The organism is Paraburkholderia sp. CI3 (genome assembly GCF_050436505.1).
In the GTDB taxonomy this organism is placed as follows: Bacteria; Pseudomonadota; Gammaproteobacteria; order Burkholderiales; family Burkholderiaceae; genus Paraburkholderia; species Paraburkholderia tuberum.
Window position 1 is genome coordinate 253,227 of record NZ_JBNDMI010000003.1, and the last position, 17,719, is coordinate 270,945.

At 63.3% G+C, this 17,719-nt stretch carries 16 protein-coding genes and 5 pseudogenes; 10 read left to right on the plus strand and 11 right to left on the minus strand.

What is annotated here, in order from left to right; translation table 11 throughout:
• Positions 1-210: 210 nt before the first annotated feature.
• Complete coding sequence (locus tag OKW29_RS10005) at positions 211-531, minus strand: DUF4148 domain-containing protein (protein WP_429290940.1); 321 nt, start codon at positions 529-531, stop codon at positions 211-213.
• Between the two features lie 148 nt (positions 532-679).
• On the opposite strand from OKW29_RS10005, the gene OKW29_RS10010 reads away from it, so the two are divergent.
• Positions 680-1,696 carry an IS110 family transposase gene (locus OKW29_RS10010; protein WP_429290625.1) on the plus strand — a complete coding sequence of 339 codons (1,017 nt, stop codon included), beginning with the start codon at positions 680-682 and terminating at the stop codon, positions 1,694-1,696.
• Between the two features lie 484 nt (positions 1,697-2,180).
• Positions 2,181-2,674, plus strand: a pseudogene (locus OKW29_RS10015) (hypothetical protein).
• Between the two features lie 43 nt (positions 2,675-2,717).
• On the opposite strand, the pseudogene OKW29_RS10020 reads toward OKW29_RS10015, so the two are convergent.
• A pseudogene (locus OKW29_RS10020) lies at positions 2,718-3,056 on the minus strand (IS6 family transposase); the annotation flags it as partial.
• A 428-nt stretch (positions 3,057-3,484) separates the two neighbouring features.
• Here OKW29_RS10020 and OKW29_RS10025 point away from each other — a divergent pair.
• The 3 genes and pseudogenes from OKW29_RS10025 (at position 3,485) to OKW29_RS10035 (ending at position 5,496) form a co-directional block, all read left to right on the plus strand.
• Complete coding sequence (locus OKW29_RS10025; protein WP_429290941.1) at positions 3,485-4,540, plus strand: Dyp-type peroxidase; 1,056 nt, start codon at positions 3,485-3,487, stop codon at positions 4,538-4,540.
• Positions 4,533-4,972, plus strand: a pseudogene (locus tag OKW29_RS10030) (family 1 encapsulin nanocompartment shell protein); the annotation flags it as partial. The gene OKW29_RS10025 and the pseudogene OKW29_RS10030, both read left to right, overlap by 8 nt.
• Before the next feature lie 254 nt (positions 4,973-5,226).
• Positions 5,227-5,496 carry a carbohydrate kinase family protein gene (locus OKW29_RS10035; RefSeq protein WP_429290942.1) on the plus strand — a complete coding sequence of 90 codons (270 nt, stop codon included), beginning with the start codon at positions 5,227-5,229 and terminating at the stop codon, positions 5,494-5,496.
• A gap of 256 nt (positions 5,497-5,752) precedes the next feature.
• Here the strand turns inward: OKW29_RS10035 and OKW29_RS10040 are convergent.
• Positions 5,753-6,074 (minus strand): annotated as a pseudogene (locus tag OKW29_RS10040) (IS110 family transposase); the annotation flags it as partial.
• A gap of 74 nt (positions 6,075-6,148) precedes the next feature.
• On the opposite strand from OKW29_RS10040, the pseudogene OKW29_RS10045 reads away from it, so the two are divergent.
• Positions 6,149-6,640 (plus strand): annotated as a pseudogene (locus OKW29_RS10045) (EAL domain-containing protein); the annotation flags it as partial.
• A 32-nt stretch (positions 6,641-6,672) separates the two neighbouring features.
• Here OKW29_RS10045 and OKW29_RS10050 read toward each other — a convergent pair.
• The 3 genes from OKW29_RS10050 to OKW29_RS10060 form a co-directional block, all read right to left on the minus strand.
• Positions 6,673-7,254 (minus strand): YceI family protein, encoded by a 582-nt coding sequence (locus OKW29_RS10050; protein WP_184065285.1) that lies wholly within the window; start codon positions 7,252-7,254, stop codon positions 6,673-6,675.
• A gap of 48 nt (positions 7,255-7,302) precedes the next feature.
• Complete coding sequence (locus OKW29_RS10055; RefSeq protein ID WP_429290943.1) at positions 7,303-7,878, minus strand: YceI family protein; 576 nt, start codon at positions 7,876-7,878, stop codon at positions 7,303-7,305.
• Between the two features lie 116 nt (positions 7,879-7,994).
• Positions 7,995-8,558, minus strand: coding sequence for a cytochrome b (locus OKW29_RS10060; protein ID WP_429290944.1), 564 nt, complete (start codon positions 8,556-8,558; stop codon positions 7,995-7,997).
• A gap of 273 nt (positions 8,559-8,831) precedes the next feature.
• On the opposite strand from OKW29_RS10060, the gene OKW29_RS10065 reads away from it, so the two are divergent.
• A complete protein-coding gene (locus OKW29_RS10065) occupies positions 8,832-10,082 on the plus strand; it encodes an arsenic transporter (RefSeq protein ID WP_429290945.1) in 1,251 nt (416 codons plus the stop codon).
• Here the strand turns inward: OKW29_RS10065 and OKW29_RS10070 are convergent.
• Together OKW29_RS10070 and OKW29_RS10075 are read right to left on the minus strand one after the other, a co-directional pair.
• The gene (locus OKW29_RS10070) at positions 10,071-10,349 is read right to left on the minus strand and encodes a hypothetical protein (protein ID WP_429290946.1); all 279 of its coding nucleotides are present in this window, start codon (positions 10,347-10,349) and stop codon (positions 10,071-10,073) included. The genes OKW29_RS10065 and OKW29_RS10070 overlap by 12 nt on opposite strands.
• Before the next feature lie 317 nt (positions 10,350-10,666).
• Positions 10,667-10,957 carry a hypothetical protein gene (locus OKW29_RS10075; protein ID WP_184036386.1) on the minus strand — a complete coding sequence of 97 codons (291 nt, stop codon included), beginning with the start codon at positions 10,955-10,957 and terminating at the stop codon, positions 10,667-10,669.
• A 247-nt stretch (positions 10,958-11,204) separates the two neighbouring features.
• Here OKW29_RS10075 and OKW29_RS10080 point away from each other — a divergent pair, with 247 nt between their 5' ends.
• From OKW29_RS10080 to OKW29_RS10090, 3 genes are read left to right on the plus strand one after another with little or no spacing between them, the layout of a single operon-like run.
• Positions 11,205-11,498 (plus strand): EF-hand domain-containing protein, encoded by a 294-nt coding sequence (locus OKW29_RS10080; protein WP_184065271.1) that lies wholly within the window; start codon positions 11,205-11,207, stop codon positions 11,496-11,498.
• 27 nt (positions 11,499-11,525) lie between these two features.
• A complete protein-coding gene (locus OKW29_RS10085) occupies positions 11,526-12,239 on the plus strand; it encodes a response regulator (protein ID WP_429290947.1) in 714 nt (237 codons plus the stop codon).
• A complete protein-coding gene (locus OKW29_RS10090) occupies positions 12,236-13,609 on the plus strand; it encodes an ATP-binding protein (protein ID WP_429290948.1) in 1,374 nt (457 codons plus the stop codon). Before OKW29_RS10085 ends, OKW29_RS10090 begins: the two co-directional genes overlap by 4 nt.
• Before the next feature lie 28 nt (positions 13,610-13,637).
• Here the strand turns inward: OKW29_RS10090 and OKW29_RS10095 are convergent, their stop codons facing one another.
• The 3 genes from OKW29_RS10095 to OKW29_RS10105 form a co-directional block, all read right to left on the minus strand.
• On the minus strand, positions 13,638-13,904 hold the full coding sequence (locus OKW29_RS10095) for a hypothetical protein (protein WP_184036397.1): 267 nt from the start codon (positions 13,902-13,904) through the stop codon (positions 13,638-13,640).
• A gap of 154 nt (positions 13,905-14,058) precedes the next feature.
• Positions 14,059-14,385 carry a transposase gene (locus OKW29_RS10100; RefSeq protein WP_090806367.1) on the minus strand — a complete coding sequence of 109 codons (327 nt, stop codon included), beginning with the start codon at positions 14,383-14,385 and terminating at the stop codon, positions 14,059-14,061.
• A 205-nt stretch (positions 14,386-14,590) separates the two neighbouring features.
• Positions 14,591-17,251, minus strand: a complete 2,661-nt coding sequence (locus OKW29_RS10105; protein ID WP_429290949.1) for a response regulator — start codon at positions 17,249-17,251, stop codon at positions 14,591-14,593.
• Positions 17,252-17,719: the final 468 nt, after the last annotated feature.

Consider the following 17,719-nt stretch of genomic DNA (forward strand, 5'->3'; position numbering starts at 1 on the left):
AAGCTCGCCGGTCAGTTCCGGCCCGTTCGTGGACAATCGGGAAACCCAGCAGCAAGGCAATGGTCGCTGGGATCGCGGCACAAGGGAGGCAACCGCTCCCGGGTTCCGGCGTGCGCCGAAGATTGACATTTCCGGCGCACAAGTCGTTCCGCGATTGATCAAGCAGCGGTTCCGATGTGGCACACCACAGCGGGAAGAAGGGGGAAGGTACTACTCGCCTCCAAAATAGAGTTGCTTCATGTCTTCGGTAGAGGCGGGGTGAACGACCGCGCGGGAACCGGACGTCGATGAGCCGAAGGGCACGCCGCCATACGCGGTTGGGCTCTGGGTCGATATCTGTGCCTCCGCCGCCTGGATGTCGCTCGGATAACTCGCATCCTCGCCTTTGGCCGGATCATACCCGGCCTGTTCGAGCTGCTGTAGCTCCGCCTGCACCTGGGCACGTGTCGGTGTCGGATCGGTCTGCGAGAACGTGGCAAGAGGGAAGGAAAGCGCCGACGCTGCGGCAACCGCGATAACGACTGATTTCATGACAACCTCCTCGTAATTGCCAGGAAGCAGGATTTCTCGACTCCCGTTTCCCGGCGCTGATAATCATATAGCCGGCCTGCTTTCGGTCCAGCAGCGACGGCCAGCGTAAAGTCAAGGTCCAAACCGACTTGATGCACGGGAGGTCAGCATGGACAAGTTTGGCGGAATCGACTTGCACTCGAACAACAGTGTGGTGGTGATCTGTGATGAGGTTGACCGGGTCCTCTACCAGCGGCGATTACCCAACGATCCGATCCAGATTCGGGCCGCTCTGGCACCGTACCGCGCCGAACTGGTCGGGGTGGTCATCGAAGCGACGTTCAACTGGTACTGGCTGGTGGACGAGTTGATGGGGGATGGCTATCAGGTCCATCTGGCGAACCCGGCGGCAATCAGGCAGTACGAGGGTCTGAAATACAGCGGCGACTTCACCGATGCAGCCCATCTTGCGCAACTCCTGCGTCTGAGGCTATTGCCAGAAGGCTACATTTATCCAGCAGAAGAGCGGCCAGTGCGGGACCTCTCGCGCAAACGAATGCAACTGGTGCGCTGCCGGACCGCACAGATACTCTCAATCGAAAACCTGCTTTCCCGACAGACAGGTCAGCGGATGACCGGAGAAGTGATCAAGCATCTGAGCGACGAGCAGGTAACCGCGCTCGGTTTTGCGCCTGATGTGACGCTCGCCATGAAAGCCAGTCTGGCGGTGATGCGCACGCTGCAGGAGGAAATCATCATCTTGCAGAAGCGACTCATGGAGCGTGTACAACTGCGCCCGGATTATGCGCTGCTGAAGTCGATACCCGGTGTCGGCCCCGTACTGGCGACAACGATCATGCTAGAGACGGGGACCATCACGCGCTTTGCCGACGTTGGCAACTTCAGCTCGTATTGTCGCTGTGTGGATAGCCGACGGGAAAGCAACAACCGCAAGAAAGGGGAAGGCAACACGAAGAATGGAAACAAGTACCTCGCCTGGGCGTTTGTCGAGGCGGCGAACTATGCTATTCGCTACTGCCCGCAGGCCAGGCGTTTTTATGAGCGCAAGAAGCGCGCAAGGAATGGAATCCTCGCAATCAAGGCGCTGGCGCACAAGCTGGCGCGCGCGTGCTATCACATGTTGCGTGAGCACCAGCCGTTTGACGTGAAGCGATGTTTTGCCTGACGGGTCGACGTATGGAGGCGAGCCAGTAACGTGACTGGCCTGCAGCCAGGGCTACTGATTGGACGTGCTCCTGCGCCGGCCCCACTGTTTGCGAAAAACCGGATCGCCCGGGCGATGAGCCATAACTGACTGGCGTCGCGAAAGTGACAGCCACGGCTCTGCGATGCAAGCCATTGGACGTCGCCTGGCACCAACGTTTCTCTGGGGCGGCAATAGTCGCCAGGGCGGCTGCAGACCTGCGGCATGCTTGATCCCGATGGGTGTCTGGTGCGACCCGGTTCGCAACCAGCTGAGAGAAAACGGATGTGATCAGGCTTCGTAGACAGCACGACAGACAACGGAAAAGCATCGCCAGATTGCAGTGTCGATGATATTTCCGTCGGCACTGCAATCTGGCGATGGATGAATTCGTGCCTTGACTTGGGCCGGCTAATGGGTGTCACGTTATTGGCAGGTTGACGGAGATCCGGCGACAATCTCTGATATGAAACGAGCCGCCCTGCAGCACGACGCACCTGCCACCGACACCGTTTCCTATGCCGGCTACCGATTCCCGCCCGACGTGATCGGCTACGCGCTGTGGTTGTACTAGCGTTTCCCATTAAGCCTGCGCATGGTCGAAGAACTGCTGGCCGCGCGCGGCATCGATCTGACCTACGAGACGGTGCGGCGCTGGTCGGTGAGGTTTGGCCTGGGCATTGCCCGGCGTATTCGCTCTACCGCCGCCAGCACAAAGGATTGAACAACCGGGCGGAGAACTCGCACCAGCCAACGCGGATACGCGAGAAAGTGATGCGCCGCTTCAAGTCAGTGCGTCAACTACAACGATTCGCTTCGGTCCATGATCAGGTGGGCAACCTGTTCATGCACTGCCGATATCACACGAATGCGCAACAGAAGCGAGAGGTACGCACCCAAGCCTTCGAGGCTTGGGAGAGGGTGACGTGCGTCTCGATGCTCGGACGTCTCGCCGCATGAGTTCATCATCCTCGCGCGCCGCGGTTTCGTTCGGCCGCACATTGTCGCCGCGCTTCTGAAGCAGGATGTCGAGTTCAATGCCGTGCTCATCGACTGCACGCCACAGCAGCCAGGGCTCGCCGCGCAGCGTCACGAACATTTCGTCCAGATGCCATGTGCTGCCCGGCTTGCGACGGGCAGTCCTGACCTGATGCGCAAAACTGGCGCCGAACTTGTCCGTCCACCGCCGGATCGATTCATGGCTGACAACCACGCCGCGCTCGAACAGTAGCTCCTCGATGTCGCGAAGGCTGAGTTGAAAGCGGAAATACCACCGAACCGCGTGGCTGATGACTGACGCCGGGAATCGATGGCCATGGTAGAGCGATTTCGTCTTCTTCATCACGTCATCGTAGCTGACCAGCGCGCGAACGTGACAACGCCCTGCGAAGGCAATATAGTGAGCCGGTGCGACGGCGAACCCTGAGTATTCGTTGACGAGCGCAAGCGCACCCGCGGACTCGAAGCTAAAGCGGCAAACGTCCAGGCGTTTGAGTCGACTTATTCGTAGCCCGCGGGTGCATGTTCCGCCTGCACTGGCAGCAAGCTCCCAGTGCAACCAGTATCAGCGAAAGCGGAACGGACTATCTATATCGGGTCGTACCGGTTTTAATGAACGAGATATTCCAACGTTCTTGCTTTAGGTCGACCATGTGCGCACGGGGCGAGGCTTGCTTGGGTGACGAAATCCAGCATTATTTCGAGTCCATCGCGGTCCGCCGTTGCATGAATGCCGTCGTGACTCCCTTGGCGTAATCAAATAAATTTCAGATGCCCAACAACGACACTCCCGAACCACAAGCCGTCTGTGATCCGATTTCCCGAAGTGCGATCTTCCTCACACTCACGGTAGCGCGCGGCGAAGGCCAAGCCGACACCGTGCGTGAATGGTGCGGCGACATTGCCGCGCTGGTCCGCGCGGTCGGCACGCGCGCGCCTACCGCTAACCTTTCTTGCGTGTGCGGCTTCGGTTCCGAAGCGTGGGATTTTCTTTTCGGCGCGCCGCGTCCCGCGTCGCTGCATCCTTTCATCGAGGTCGGATCGGGCGAGCGCCGCGCCATCGCCACACCTGGAGACATCCTGCTGCATATCCGCGCGGATCACATGGATCTATGCTTCGAGCTCGCGTCACAGTTGCTCATCAAACTGGGCGACGCCGTCACGGTCGTCGACGAGGTGCAGGGTTTTCGCTACTTCGACCTGCGCGACATGGTGGGCTTCGTCGACGGCACGGAGAATCCATCAGGGAGAAGCGCCCCGAACCACACGATCATCGGCGAGGAGGATTCGGAATTCGCGGGCGGCAGCTATGTGATTGTGCAGAAGTACTTTCACAATATGGATGCATGGGATGGCCTGACGGTGGAGCAACAGGAGAAGATCATCGGGCGCAAGAAGCTGTCCGACGTCGAACTAGACGCGGCTGTGAAGCCCTCGTGCTCGCATAGCTCGCTCACGACCATCGATGAGAACGGCCAGGAGATCAAGATCCTGCGGCACAACATGGCCTTCGGCCGTCCTGGCGCAAAGGAGTTTGGGACATACTTCATCGGCTATGCGCGCACGCCCGCGTCGATCGAGCAGATGATGGAAAACATGTTCGTCGGTCGACCGCGGGGCAATTACGACCGATTGCTCGACTACAGCCGCGCAGTGACGGGAGGTCTCTTCTTCGTGCCGTCCGCCGATCTGCTCGACGCGCTCCCGGACAGAGGCTCTGCGGCGGCGTCGACGTCATCTCAGCCGTCCAGCACGCCATCAAACGAAACAAGCCGCAGAGGAACATTGAACATCGGCTCACTTAAAGGTACTTCACAATATGAATAACCTGCATCGCGAGCTTGCGCCGATTTCCGAGGACGCATGGGAACAGATGGAAGCCGAAGTGGCGCGCGCCTTCAGGCGCTCCGTCGCGGGGCGGCGCGTCGTGGACGTGAAAAGCCCGGGGCGGCACGGCCCTGGCGGCCATCGGCACGGGGCACCAGACGAGCGTCGCGGCGCCGAGGAAAGGCGTGTCGGCGAAGCTCTACGACGCCAAGCAATTGGTGCAGATGAGCGTGCCGTTCACGCTGCAGCGCGAGGCGATCGATAGCGTGGAGCGCGGCTCGAACGACGGCGACTGGCAGCCCGCGAAGACCGCCGCGAGCGAGCTGACACTCGCCGAGGACAGCGCAGTCTTCGAAGCTGCGGCTCGCGCGCGTTGACGGCCCATACTCCGTGCTGCTTGGGGCGGATGCCAGAGGTGGCCTCGCGAATTCGGACAGTCGGCTAAGTGGACGGGCCGGGGCCTGAGCCAGCGATAATGCTGGCAAAGGATAATTGTCTCGCACCACCGCCCGTTGAATATCATCGAGCCCTCTGGGCATCGCAGGACGCGATGCGCGCAAGGCTCAATGAGCTGGCAGCCTCATGCGACACGGTCATGCCCGGAGTGGCCGAGGGGCTCGCGCTCGCCGGGGACCGGTGAGCCAGCGGCGATCGCGCGATTCTTCCGCGACCGCGGCGCGGCTCGGGTGATTGTCAAACTCTGCCCGCACGGCGCGTATTTCGATGACCGGGCGGCTGGTTCCGGCACTGTGCCCGCGCATCCGGTCTCGCGGGTGATCGACACCGTGGGCGCCGGAGACGGCTTCGCGGTTGGCGTTCTCAGCGCCTTGCTCGAAGGACGGGACGTGTCCGACGCGGTTGGACGCAGCGCCTGGATCGGTGCTCGCGCGGCGCAGGTGATTGGCGACACCGAGCGATCGCCGCACCGCGAAGAACTGGAAGAGGCCGGGCTGTGAGCAGGCGGCATGGCCACCCGAGCTATCGGCGCAACGTTCAACGCTTTAATGAATCCGAGAGAAAGAAGATGACCAAGGTATTGGTTCTTGGGGTATTCGTACCTTTCGTGCAATTTCTGGCAGTCATCGCCCGCAGAGTCCCGTCCCACAAGGATTTCCCGTGCTGCACCAGTTCCTCAGAACGCGAATTCACCAAGCCATTGATAAATAAACGTTTTTAGACACCAACCGCCAGAAATTGCACGAAAGGTACGAATACCCCAAGACGGAAGATATGCGCGAGAAACACGGCGTCGCGTTCGTCGCCAGCGTACTTCAGTCCCTCGTACTGCTTGATGGCAGATGTGTTGGCAAGATGCACGGCAAAGCCAGCGGCCACCCAGGCCATCGACAAGCCAGTACCAGTTATTGGTCGATTCCACCACGATGCCTTGCAGGTCCTCGTGGAATGGCGCGAGGGCTGCGATAATTAATGGCAGGTCATTGGTCAGTCGCCTGCAGTACAGCACCCGGTCCTGATCGTCGATCACGGCGACCACGGCATTATTCGAGTGCAGAGCGATGCCGCTATACTTCATTTCAGCGGGCAGCGATTTCTTTTCCCGCTACACCCGCAGTAACAGATCGTTTCCTTAGCCACAGCTAAACCTTCACGCCGCGCTTTCTGAAGATCATCACCGCAAAGCTCGCCAGAACCGGCATACGTCCCTCCCAGATCAGAATCGAAGCGACGGAGCGCAGCTTCCTGAACGCCAATGTGACCCGGCAGACGATCGCGGCCTTCCGAAGCGCCGGCCACCCGGTCTATATCGACGATTTCGGCACCGGCTATTCGAGCCTCGCCTATTTGCAGACTTTCATGATCGACGCTCTGAAGATCGACAAATCGTTCGTCGACACGATCGCCCGGGATGCGGCGTCGAGCATCGTTGCGCCGCATATCATCGACATGGCGCACGAATTGGGGGTGGAAGTCGTGGCGGAGGGAATCGAGCGCGACGAGCAGGTCGAGTATCTGCTGCGCCGAGGCGTTCAGTACGGACAGGGCTGGCTGTTCGCGAAGGCCATGCGCCGCGAGGAACTGGTCGCATGGCTGGAGGCGCGCCACGCGTCGCACGCGCCGGCGCAGCCCACGATCCAGTAGTTCGGCGCCCGGCCGTGCCGGGCGCGATGCGCTTACTGCTTGACGCCTTCGGCCTGGATATGCAGCGTGGTCTTCATGTTGAAGCCGTACGCCTTGCCGAAATCGATGCCGAAATCGTCGCGATTGAACGTCGCGACCGATTCGGTGCCGCACACTTCGCGCTTCAGCATCGGGTGCTGGATGCACTTGAACGATTCGATCTTCAGGTTGACCGGTTTCGTGACGCCGTGCAGCGTCAGCGTGCCGATCACTTCGACCGGCTTGTCGCCGTCGAAGCGGATCTGCGTGCCTTTGTAGGTCGCGGTCGGGAACTTCGCGGTGTCGAAGAACTTGTCGCCGACCAGTTCCTCGTTGAGCTTGTCGTTGCCGATGCCGACCGAGGTCAGGTCGATCGTCGCCTCGACCGTGCCGGTCTTCGCCGCGCGATCGAGCACGACGGTACCGCTGCTTTTCTGGAACTTGCCGCGCCAGATCGACAGGCCGCCGAAGTGGTCGGTCTCGAAGCTCGGCGACGTGTGCGTCGGATCGAGCAGGTAGGTTTCGGCGGCGGCCATCGCGTTGAACGAGCATGCAGCGGCGAGCGCGCCGGCGGCGAGCAGGAAGGATTGCTTCAAGTTGGACTCCAGAGGTCGAAGGGTAAGGCGGTGCTGCGGCGTTGTGGGTTATTTCTTCGCCGCGACCAGATGAAATTTGATGACGACTTCGTCGGCGACCACCGACGTGTCTTTCCATTCGCCGGTGCCGACGTCGAACTGCGTGCGCTTGATCGGCAGCGAGCCGTCGAAAGTTTGCGTGGCGCGCTGGCTCGCGATCACGACCGGCACGACGACCGTTTGCGATTTGCCTTTGATCGTCAGCTTGCCGGTCACCTTGTACTGGTTGCCGCCAGCCGGCGCGATCGAGCTCGACACGAAGGTCGCGCTCGGGAAGGCGCCGCTGTCGAACCATTCCTTGCCTTGCGCCTGCTTGTTGTAGTCGTCGGCGCCGAGGTCGTAGCTCGCGGTGTCGATCGACACGTTCGCGCTGCCCGCAGCCGGCTTCGCCGGATCGAAATTCAGTTGCGCGGAGAACTTCCTGAACTTGCCGTCGACGGGCACGTTCATCTGTTTGGTCGTGGCGATGACGCTGCTTTTCGCGAGGTCGACGTCGGCGTGCGCGAGGTTCGCGCCGAGCAGCGCAAGCGCCGTGAAGGACGCGAGCGTCGCGCGACGAGCGGAGAGATAAAAGGGTGTCTTCATGATGGTACGCATCCTATCCGAGCTTCGCGGCCTGATTGCACACCGCGAGGAATTTGATTGCCAACCAGTCGTAACCAATCGACAAAAGTGATGGCTTTCTTCAAGCTGTCGTATCGTTATGCGCGGGTCTTCAGAAACGGCACCATGCGCGCGAGCAATCCGTCGCGATCGATGAACTGGTGCTTGAGCGCCGCGAGCATGTGCATCAGCACGAGCGCGAGCAGCGTGTAATTGAGCAGCACGTGTACCGTGCGCAGCGTGGCCTTCAGCGCCTGATCGGGACCGATGATCGTCGGCAGCGGCACGATGCCCAGATACACGACCTGAATGCCGGCCGCCGAGCTGTAGAAGTAGCCGGACAGCGGAATCGCGAGCATCAGCAGATACAGCAGGCCGTGCACCAGATGCGCGGCGGCCTTCTGCCACGCGGGCGTCGCGGCATCGAGTTCGGGCGCGCGATGCGTCGCGCGCCACAGCACCCGCAGCAGCGCCAGCGCGAACACGGTCACGCCAATCCATTTGTGCCACGAGAAGTACTTGAGTTTCGTCGGCGTGAAGCCGGGGATATCGGTCATGATCCAGCCGATGTAGAAGCCGCAGATCATCAGCGCGGCGACCAGCCAGTGCAGCGCGATCGCCGCGCCGTGGTAGCGCGTGGGAGCGCAAGCGTGTGTTTGCATCGTGTTCTATCCGTTGCTCGCGAGAAGCCGCGTGAGAATGCGGATAGTAGGGATGCCCATTCAAACTGAATAGGCGGGTGGGCGGGAACAGATCGTTGTCGCGGTGATGTCAATCGTGTCGAGAGGTATGCGCGCTGAAAGGTCCGCGCATGAAGGCACGCACACTGCTATGGAGCGCTCGCCGTGGTACCGCTGTGGTAATTTGTTGCCCCGAACAACAGGTTGCGCGCTTTGCGCAGCCACGGACATAACCCATTATCCGGGCGTTAAGCCGTGAATTCCGTTTTTCTTTCCTGGAGTATTGCCGCGCTCGCTACCGCCGGCGTGATCACACGGCCGTTCAAATGGCCCGAAGCCGTGTGGGCCGTCGCCGGCGCGGCGCTGCTCGTCGCCCTCGGCCTATTGCCCTTGCATCTCGCGGTCGAAGCGATCGGCAAGGGCACCGACGTCTATCTGTTCCTGTTCGGCATGATGCTGCTATCCGAAGTCGGCCGCCGCGAAGGGCTGTTCGACTGGGTCGCGGTGCTCGCTGTCAATCATGCGCGCAGTTCGCCGCGCAAGCTGTTCGTGCTCGTGTATCTGTTCGGCGTGGTGATCACCGCGTTTCTTTCCAACGACGCCACCGCCGTCGTGCTGACGCCCGCCGTGTTCGCGGCGGCGAAGAAAGCGAAGACACCGCCGCTGCCGCTGCTGTTCGTCTGCGCGTTCGTCGCCAATGCGGCAAGCTTCGTGCTGCCGATTTCGAATCCGGCCAACATCGTGCTGTACGGCAATCACACGCCGCCGCTGGGACCGTGGATGCTGCGCTTCACGCTGCCGTCGGTGCTGTCGATTGCCGCGACCTTCGTGATGCTGCGCTGGACGCAACGCGAGGCGCTCGCTGGCGTCTGCGAGGCAAATCTCGACGCGGTCGAGCTGTCGGCGAGCGGGCGCGTCGCGCTCGCGGGCATCGCGGTGACGGCCGGCGCGCTGCTGACGGTCTCCGCCTACGACATCCAGCTCGGCCTGCCGACCGCGATCCTCGGCACGCTGACCGCGCTCGTCGTGCTGATCAAGGAGCGCAGATCGCCGCTGCCGATGATGCGCGAAATTTCGTGGAACGTGTTGCCGCTCGTCGCCGGGCTGTTCGTGCTGGTCGAGATGCTCGATCACACCGGTGTGATCAACATGTTCGCGGGTGCGTTGCGCCGCGCGACCGAACACAACGAAATGGAAGCGGCCGGGTGGGCCGGCGCGAGCGTCGCGTTCCTCAGCAATCTGATCAACAACCTGCCGGCCGGCTTGATCGCGAGTTCGACCGTGATGCAGGCGCATAGCCCCGAGCGCGTGATCGACGCGCTGTTGATCGGCGTCGACCTCGGGCCGAACCTGTCGATCACCGGCTCGCTCGCGACGATCCTGTGGCTCAACGCGATTCGCCGCGAAGGCGAAGACGTCAGCTTCATGAAGTTTCTGAAAGTCGGCGCGCTGGTGATGGTGCCCGCGCTCGTGCTGGCGCTTGGGGCGCGGATATTAACTGGCTGAACGGATGCCGGACCCGCCCGCCATCAGCGGGCTTGCGCAGGAACCGACGCGCGTCGCGCCGGCGAGCTGGTCCAGTCGCGCGCCGACCGAGCGCAGCCTTGCTTCGAAGCGGGCGACGCGCTGGCGTTGTGCGGGCACCATCGACGAACGGTTCAACGCATGCAGCCGACGATGCCAGTACGACAGCGGAAAACGGTCGCGCCCAGAAAGTGCGTTGAAAACGACTTCGAGGTGGGCGATTTCCTTGTCGATATCTTGGTAGCTCATCACAAAGGTCCAGGAAAGAAGGTGGGATAAGGGGCGCGCGAACCTGACAGGGGTCGCAAGGTCCGTTCCATCCCGCCTATATGTAGTCAATATCAGCCGTGCCGGCGCAGAGCGCCACATCGGGCGCGCGCCTGGCGCGGTGCGCGATGGTAAGAAGCGGCAAACTCCATGCAAGCTTTACGCGGCGCTCCACCTCTCAACGGGACAACGGGAATTCACCAGGCGTGCCCGCGAGGCGCGTGTCCTATGCTGAGTCAACGGCGTGGGCCGGTCTCGGGGCGATCGAAACCGCCCGCGCGACGGCCCGGCGCGCGCTTTCAACGCGGCGCGATCACGAGCGGTTGCGCATAGCTGACCGTCGGCGCGGGCACCACCGCGTAGTTGAGCGCGGGCGGCGCCGCGACGATGGTCGCGGCCGCCACAGGCACGGCGACAGGCGGTGCCGATACATACACGGGATTGACCGGCACCGGGTAGTAGACCGGCCGCGGCGGCGGCGCGTAGACCACGGCGGCGGGCAGATACACGACGACTCGCGCGTAGGCAGCGGAAGAACAGGCGAGACCGATGGCGGTGAAAGTCGAGGCGCAGGCGAGACGGATAGTCATTTGGGACTCCTGATACGTGAATGCCGACGAACGGCAGACGGAACGATACGCAGCAGGCCCGCAAAACGAAACCGCGAACTCATTTCATTCGATGTCACGCTGCAGCGGCACCCGGCGCCGTGACATGATTCGACATGATTCTCGAATTGCGATCGCGCGGCGTCTGACCAACAATTCGGCCTGTCATCGAAACGGCTCGCGGCACCCAGGCAGGCGACGGTCGATGTTCCAACCGAAGGAGTCAGTCATGAAGAAGTTGCTCGCCACCGTGCTGCTGTGCTGCGCGTCCACCGTCGCGTTCGCTCAGGCCGCCGCGCCGCAAGGTATCAGCCAGCAGCGGATGGAGCGCATGGAGCAGCAGTTGCAAACGCGTTTTTCAAGCGCGAACACCACCCACGACGGCAAGCTGACGCGCGACCAGGCAGCGGCCGGCATGCCGCTGCTCGCGCGTCATTTCGACGAGATCGACACGCAGAAGGCCGGCTACATCACGCTCCCGCAGATCGAGGCATTCATGCAGGAACGCGGGGCCGCACACTGAGCGGCTCGGTTATCGAGGAGCTTTCGGATGGAACGCCCCGCCAGGATCATCGTGCTCGACGACGAAGCCGAATTGCGCAACATGCTGCTGCGCTTTCTGCGCGGTCATGGCTTCGACGTGCGCGCGGCCGAGGACGGCAAGCGCCTGAATCGCTACCTGGAGCGCGAGCCGTTCGACCTGCTGATACTCGATCTGATGATCGGCGAAGAGGACGGCCTCGAGATCTGCGCGAAGCTGCGCGCTCAAGGGCAGACCTTGCCGATCCTGATGTTGACGGCGAAGGGCGATCCGCTCGATCGCGTGACCGGCCTCGAAACCGGCGCCGACGACTACCTCGCGAAACCGTTTCTGCCGCGCGAACTGGTGGCGCGAATCAATGCGTTGCTGCGCCGCCAGAAGATGGCCGCGGGCGACCTCACGCTGACGTCGCAGTGCGTGTGTTTCGGCGACTTCACGCTCGACATCGGCAAGCAGGAGCTGTCGCGCGCGGGCGAGCCGCTCGAGATTCATTCCGCGCAGATGCTGCTGCTGGTCGCGCTCGCGTCGTCGCCGAATCGTGCGGTGAGCCGCGACAACCTGCTCGCGCGTGCGCGAGGGCGCGACCATGACGCGCTCGATCGCAGCATCGACGTACAGGTGCTGCGGCTGAGGCAGATCGTCGAGGACGATCCGTCGAAGCCGCGTTTCATTCGCACCGTCTGGGGCGTCGGCTATATGCTCGTCGCCGATGTCGAATCATGATGCGCTCACTCTCGCGCGCACTGCTGCCGCGCACGCTGCTCGCGCGCAATATCGCGCTGTTGATCGCGCTCGTGATGCTGAGCCAGATCTGCTCGATCGTCGTGCTGCTGCATTACGTGCAGCGGCCACGCGTCGAACGCGCGGCGGCCGTGTTCGCGACCTACGTGACGACGCTCGACAACCTGCTCGCGGCCACTCCGCCCGCCTCGCGCGCGGCGCTGACCGCGCGTCTCGACGCGCGCGAGCAGTTGCCGCCCGAAGCGACCGACACACCGCCGCACGATCTGTTGCATGTGTACAGCACCTATCAGCACGGCGTTTTCGTCGACAGCCTGCAGAAGCATCTGCCCGCCGATATGCCCGTGCGGTGGCAGACCGAGGGCGGGCAGCGGCTGTGGATTCGCATGCATGCGCCGGCTGCCGGGTCCGACCACGCGGCCGGTTCGTTGGCCAGCGCGCCATACTGGATCGCGCTGCCGGTTCCCGAGGACGCGCAGGGCAGCGGCCTCGAAGCGGCGATCTTCCTGTCGTTGGGTCTCGGCGTGCTCGCCGCGCTCGCCGGCTACGCGATCCAACTGCACCTGAACGAACCGTTGCACGAGCTCACGCAAGCGGCGCGGCGCGTCAGCGCCGGCGACCTGCCCGCGCCGCTGCCGACCGACGGCCCCGCCGAAATCGCCGCCGTGGGCAGCGCTTTCAATCAGATGACGCGCGCGTTACAGGACGCCGAAGCGACGCGCGCGTTGATGCTCGCGGGCATCTCGCACGACATCCGCACGCCGTTGACGAAGCTGCGCCTGTCGATGGCGATGGCGATGCCGCAGGGGGCCGACAGCAGTTTCGTCATCGCCGCCGAATCGTATCTCGATCAGATCGAGACGATTCTGCAGCAGTTCATGGATTACGCGGGCAGCGGCGAGCGCGAGGAAGCGCAGCCCGGCGATCTGAATGCGCTGATCGAACGGCTCGCGGGCGACTTCGCTGGGCTCGGGCACGAGTTCGACCTGTCGCTGGGCAGCTTGCCGGCCGTTCGATATCGGCCGATCAGCATGATGCGGCTGCTGATGAATCTGATGCAGAACGCGATCGTCTACGGCGGCAGCGGGCTTGCGGTCCGCACGTGGGCGACGCAGGATGCGGTCACGGTTGCGGTCGGCGATCGCGGTAAAGGTTTGACGGCGGAGGAGTTGGAGAAGCTGAAGGCGCCGTTCCAGCGCGGCCGCAATGCGCGTGCGCATAGCGGCGGCACGGGGCTGGGGCTGTCGATCGTCGATCGGATCGCGCGGCTGCACGGCGGCGGCCTGCAGTTTCATCCGCGCGACGGCGGCGGCCTCGAAGTGTGGGTCGTATTGCCGGTCGAGGCGGCATGATGGGATGAGGACGTGGCGTTCTTGCCGCTCACTCGCGATCGAGCCACGCGTCGAGCCCGACCCGAAACGCGACGCCCGCGATGACCGGCACGGTCAGCATCAGGATGATGCCGAAGTTCGGGATCTCGTCGCCGTACATGATCGGGTTGTACAGCACGACGCCCGACACGATCGTGAACATCACGACGCCAATGGCGACCATCAGGAGATTGCGCACGGACATGGACAGCGTCTTGCGCTTCGGCTTGTCCGTCGTGTCGTGAGCGCCGGGTGCTTCGTCGTGTTGGGCAGGCATGATGGTTCTCGTGGCAAAAAATGCGGCATCGGAAGCGGGTGCGGCGGGCACCGCGCCCGGCATCATACCCGCACCGCGCGGCTGATGCAGATCGGGGCCGCGCCGTTGCGGTACTCATCCTTACCAACAATATATGCCATTCCAGGCCGCGATTTCAGGCGTCGGCAGTCGACCCCGCCGGAGGCGCCGAATCCGCGCGAGACGCCGATGCAAGCGCGCAACCGCTCAGGCCGAGCTCGTCGAGAATCGCGCTCATCAAGCCCGTGCGGCGCCATTGCAGCCACCTGATGTAGCACGTCTGCGACGGCGGAAACGTGCCGGGCAGCCGATGCCATTTCTCGTTGCGCGTGACGACCCACAGAATCGCGTCCAGGATCTCGCGCGGAGGACGCGCGGGCCGGCCCAGACGTTTCTTGGGGTCCTGCTTGAACAGATGACTGATGCGCGCCCAGGCGTCATCGGAAAGAGGAAGATCTAGCATGCCGCGAACACCTGACTGACCGGTTTATGTCGATCTTACGGTTTGGGCGGTTCCTTCTAATTCCGGATTTACGCGGGGTTTGGCCCGCTGAACCGCGGATTGCTTCGCGTCCGATGATGCTAGCGTTGCTTTCCTGACCTTCATCTGCGACGCGCCGGGGCTTACCGCGACCACGTTGAAGGAGCTGACGCTGATCTTTTCGGCCCTAGGACGCCGCTTCGGTGTGGTCGAGCCATTGCGCGAACTCGCGTCGCAACTGCGCGATATCGAGCGGCTTGCCGAGTAGCCGTGCACCCGGAATCGCCGCCCCGATCTCCGCGCTGCGACCGTAGCCCGACACCAGCAGCACGCGTATCTCCGGCTGCACTCGCCGCACCGCGCGCGCGAGTTCGTGGCCGGACATGCCGGGCAGCGTGAGGTCGGTCAACAGCACGTCGTAGCGTTGCGTGTTCGCGAGCGGCAACGCTGCTTCCGCGCTCGCGACCGCGGTGCAGGCGAGGCCTAACGCGCCGAGCAGTTCGCCGAGCGCCTCGCGCGATTCGGTGTCGTCCTCGACGAACAGCACGCGCGCGGCTTCGTGGGCCGCACGCGGCTGGATCGGCTGTTGCGGCTTTTTCTTCGGCTCTTTGTTCGACGCTTTCCGCGGGCCCTTCGCAGTGGCGCACGTGTTGGCGCTTTCGTACGCGGCGGGCGGCACGCATGCGGCGATACGCGCTTCGCGCATCCCGGCCGCGTGGTCCGCGCGCGCGGCGCCCGCGCGTAGAACGTTACGCACCAGACGGGCAAGATCGTCGCGCCGGTACGGCTTCGACAGCAGCGTGATACCGGCGTCGAGCTTGCCGTGGTGGACGATTTCGTCGCGCGTATAGCCCGACGTGAACAGCGTAGGCAGCGGTGGCGTGCGCGCGGCCGCGCGTTGCGCGAGCTCGACGCTCTTCAGCTTGCCGGGTATCACGACGTCGGTGAACAGCAGATCGATCGGCACGTCGCTGTCGATGAATTCGAGCGCCGCGTCGCCGTTCGACGCGGTCAGCACCTTGTAGCCGAGTTGCGCGAGCATTTCGACCGCGGTCAGCCGCACGTCGGCATCGTCCTCGACGACGAGTATCGTTTCGCCGCCCCCGACCGATGCCGCGGTGCCATCGACGGTCTCCGGCGTCTCCGCCTCGCAGCAGCGCGGAAAGAACAGCGACACCGTGGTGCCGTGTCCCACTTCGCTTTCTATCGACACATGTCCGCCGCTTTGCCGCGCGAAGCCGAACACCATGGACAGGCCAAGGCCGGTGCCGTGGCCGTCGGGTTTGGTCGTGAAGAACGGCTCGAACACGCGTTGCAGCACTTCGGGCGGCATGCCCGAGCCGGTGTCGGCAACCGAGAACTCCACGTATTCGCCGGGCGACAACTCCGGCTTGCCGCGGCAGAACGCGGCGTCGAGCGTGCGGTTGGTCGCGCGCACGGTCAGCACGCCGTCGGCGCGCATCGCGTCGCGCGCATTGATCGCGAGATTGAGCAGCGCGTTTTCGAGCTGGTTGCGGTCGACCTGCACGTTCCACAGATCGTCGCTGAGCACCGTGTCGATCCGCACCGTTTCGCCGAGCGCGCGATGCAGCATCTCGCTCATGCCGGTCAGCAGGCGGCGCGGATTCAGCACGGTCGGCGACAGCGGCTGACGCCGCGCGAACGCGAGCAGATGCGCGGCGAGCTTCGCGCCGCGTTTGACGGCATCGGTCGCGGCGGATAAACGCCGCTGCGTGACCGGGTCGTCGTCGGCGTCGGCCGCGAGCATCTGCAGATTGCCGTTGATCACCTGCAGTACGTTGTTGAAGTCGTGCGCCACGCCGCCCGTCAGGCTGCCGATCGCTTCCATCTTCTGCGCCTGGCGCAGCTGTTCCTCGGCGAGCGCGCGCGCCGCGATCGAATCGGCGACGCGCTGCTCAAGCGTTTCGGTCAACTGAAGAAGCTGCTGTTCGGCGATCTTGCGATCGTGAATGTCGATCAGCACGCCCGGAAAGCGCGTCGGTTCGCCGTGTTCATCGAACTGGCAGCGGCCGTTCGCCTGTACCCACATATAGCCGCCGTCAGGCCGCCGGATTCGGTACTCGGCGCGAAACGGCTCGCCGCTGCGGATCGCTTCGGCGGTCAGGCGGTCGTTGAGCGCCTGGTCGTCGGGGTGGATCATCTGCGTCACGGCATCGCGCGCGACGCCCTTCGACGCTTTGTCGCGCGCAAACAGGAAGGTCCGCGCGAAGCGTTCGTCGCCCGTGACCTCGCCGGTGCGCACGTCGAGCACCCAGGTGCCGAGCACCGCGCCGGTGTTCAGAGCGAGCTGCAGGCGTTCGTTGGTCTCGTGCAATTCGGTTTCGGCTTGCTGGCGCCGGCGCTCGGTCAGCACGCGCCCGGTGGTCTCGACAACCATCGCGAGCACGCCGGCCGGCGCGCCGCTGTCGCCCGCGACCGGGCTGTAGTACAGATCCATCCACACGTCTTCCGGCTTGCCGTCGCGCAGCAGCATGAGCGCCTTGTCGCGGTATGACAGCGTGCCGCCCGCGAGGCAGGTGACCATCACGTGATGGTTGAAATCGGCGACTTCGGGCCAGCCGTCTTCGACCGGACGGCCGAGCAGATACGGATGCCGCCCGCCCGCGAAGACCGCATAGGCGTCGTTGTAGATCATGTAGCCAGGCTCGCCCCACAACAGCACGAGCGGCACCGGCGAGGCGAGCATCATCTGGACCGTCGAGGTCAGACTGCGCTGCCAGTTTTCGATCGCGCCGAGGGTGGTCGCGCGCCAGTCGAATTCGCTGATGCGTCGCGCCATCTCGCCGCGCCAGCCAGCGCAGCCGCAGTCTTGTGCCGGAAAAGGCATGCCGCGCTCCACGTGAAATCACGTCGAAAATGATTGGCTCTTAACCGAAGCTTCGAGGGTTCGCGCGCGTTGCGCAGTCTCGCGAACCCCAAATATTGTAGGGCACAACGCCTTATCGTTGATGCATCGCAGACGCTATTCGGGGTTTTGCCGGGTAAGCACCCGTGTCCGAAACCGTACCAATTTGGCACCTCGTTCGATGCGCGGGCAACATTTACCGCGAGGCGCATTTGCTGCGCGGCGAAAGCGGAAGAAGCGCCCGCATTTCAGGCGTGGCTCGATACCTTCGCGTAGGGCGTGGTCGTGCCCACGGTCAGGTGCGAATCGTGCTGTCGTCCCCGATTCCTGCGCGAGCTTCGAACTTCAACGGAACGCACCGTACGATGGCGAAGGAAAACATCACACGATATCCACTCCCCAAACCCGCCGTCGAGCCGTGAGCAGCCACGAGGCCGGCTATCTCGAGCA

What these genes read in the sequence shown, in the direction of transcription:
- OKW29_RS10005 (WP_429290940.1), bottom strand. Translation starts at nt 531, where the DNA reads ATGAAATCAGTCGTTATCGCGGTTGCCGCAGCGTCGGCGCTTTCCTTC.
- OKW29_RS10010 (WP_429290625.1), top strand. Translation starts at nt 680, where the DNA reads ATGGACAAGTTTGGCGGAATCGACTTGCACTCGAACAACAGTGTGGTG.
- OKW29_RS10025 (WP_429290941.1), top strand. Translation starts at nt 3,485, where the DNA reads ATGCCCAACAACGACACTCCCGAACCACAAGCCGTCTGTGATCCGATT.
- OKW29_RS10055 (WP_429290943.1), bottom strand. Translation starts at nt 7,878, where the DNA reads ATGAAGACACCCTTTTATCTCTCCGCTCGTCGCGCGACGCTCGCGTCC.
- OKW29_RS10060 (WP_429290944.1), bottom strand. Translation starts at nt 8,558, where the DNA reads ATGCAAACACACGCTTGCGCTCCCACGCGCTACCACGGCGCGGCGATC.
- OKW29_RS10070 (WP_429290946.1), bottom strand. Translation starts at nt 10,349, where the DNA reads ATGAGCTACCAAGATATCGACAAGGAAATCGCCCACCTCGAAGTCGTT.
- OKW29_RS10075 (WP_184036386.1), bottom strand. Translation starts at nt 10,957, where the DNA reads ATGACTATCCGTCTCGCCTGCGCCTCGACTTTCACCGCCATCGGTCTC.
- OKW29_RS10080 (WP_184065271.1), top strand. Translation starts at nt 11,205, where the DNA reads ATGAAGAAGTTGCTCGCCACCGTGCTGCTGTGCTGCGCGTCCACCGTC.
- OKW29_RS10085 (WP_429290947.1), top strand. Translation starts at nt 11,526, where the DNA reads ATGGAACGCCCCGCCAGGATCATCGTGCTCGACGACGAAGCCGAATTG.
- OKW29_RS10090 (WP_429290948.1), top strand. Translation starts at nt 12,236, where the DNA reads ATGATGCGCTCACTCTCGCGCGCACTGCTGCCGCGCACGCTGCTCGCG.
- OKW29_RS10095 (WP_184036397.1), bottom strand. Translation starts at nt 13,904, where the DNA reads ATGCCTGCCCAACACGACGAAGCACCCGGCGCTCACGACACGACGGAC.
- OKW29_RS10100 (WP_090806367.1), bottom strand. Translation starts at nt 14,385, where the DNA reads ATGCTAGATCTTCCTCTTTCCGATGACGCCTGGGCGCGCATCAGTCAT.
- OKW29_RS10105 (WP_429290949.1), bottom strand. Translation starts at nt 17,251, where the DNA reads ATGCCTTTTCCGGCACAAGACTGCGGCTGCGCTGGCTGGCGCGGCGAG.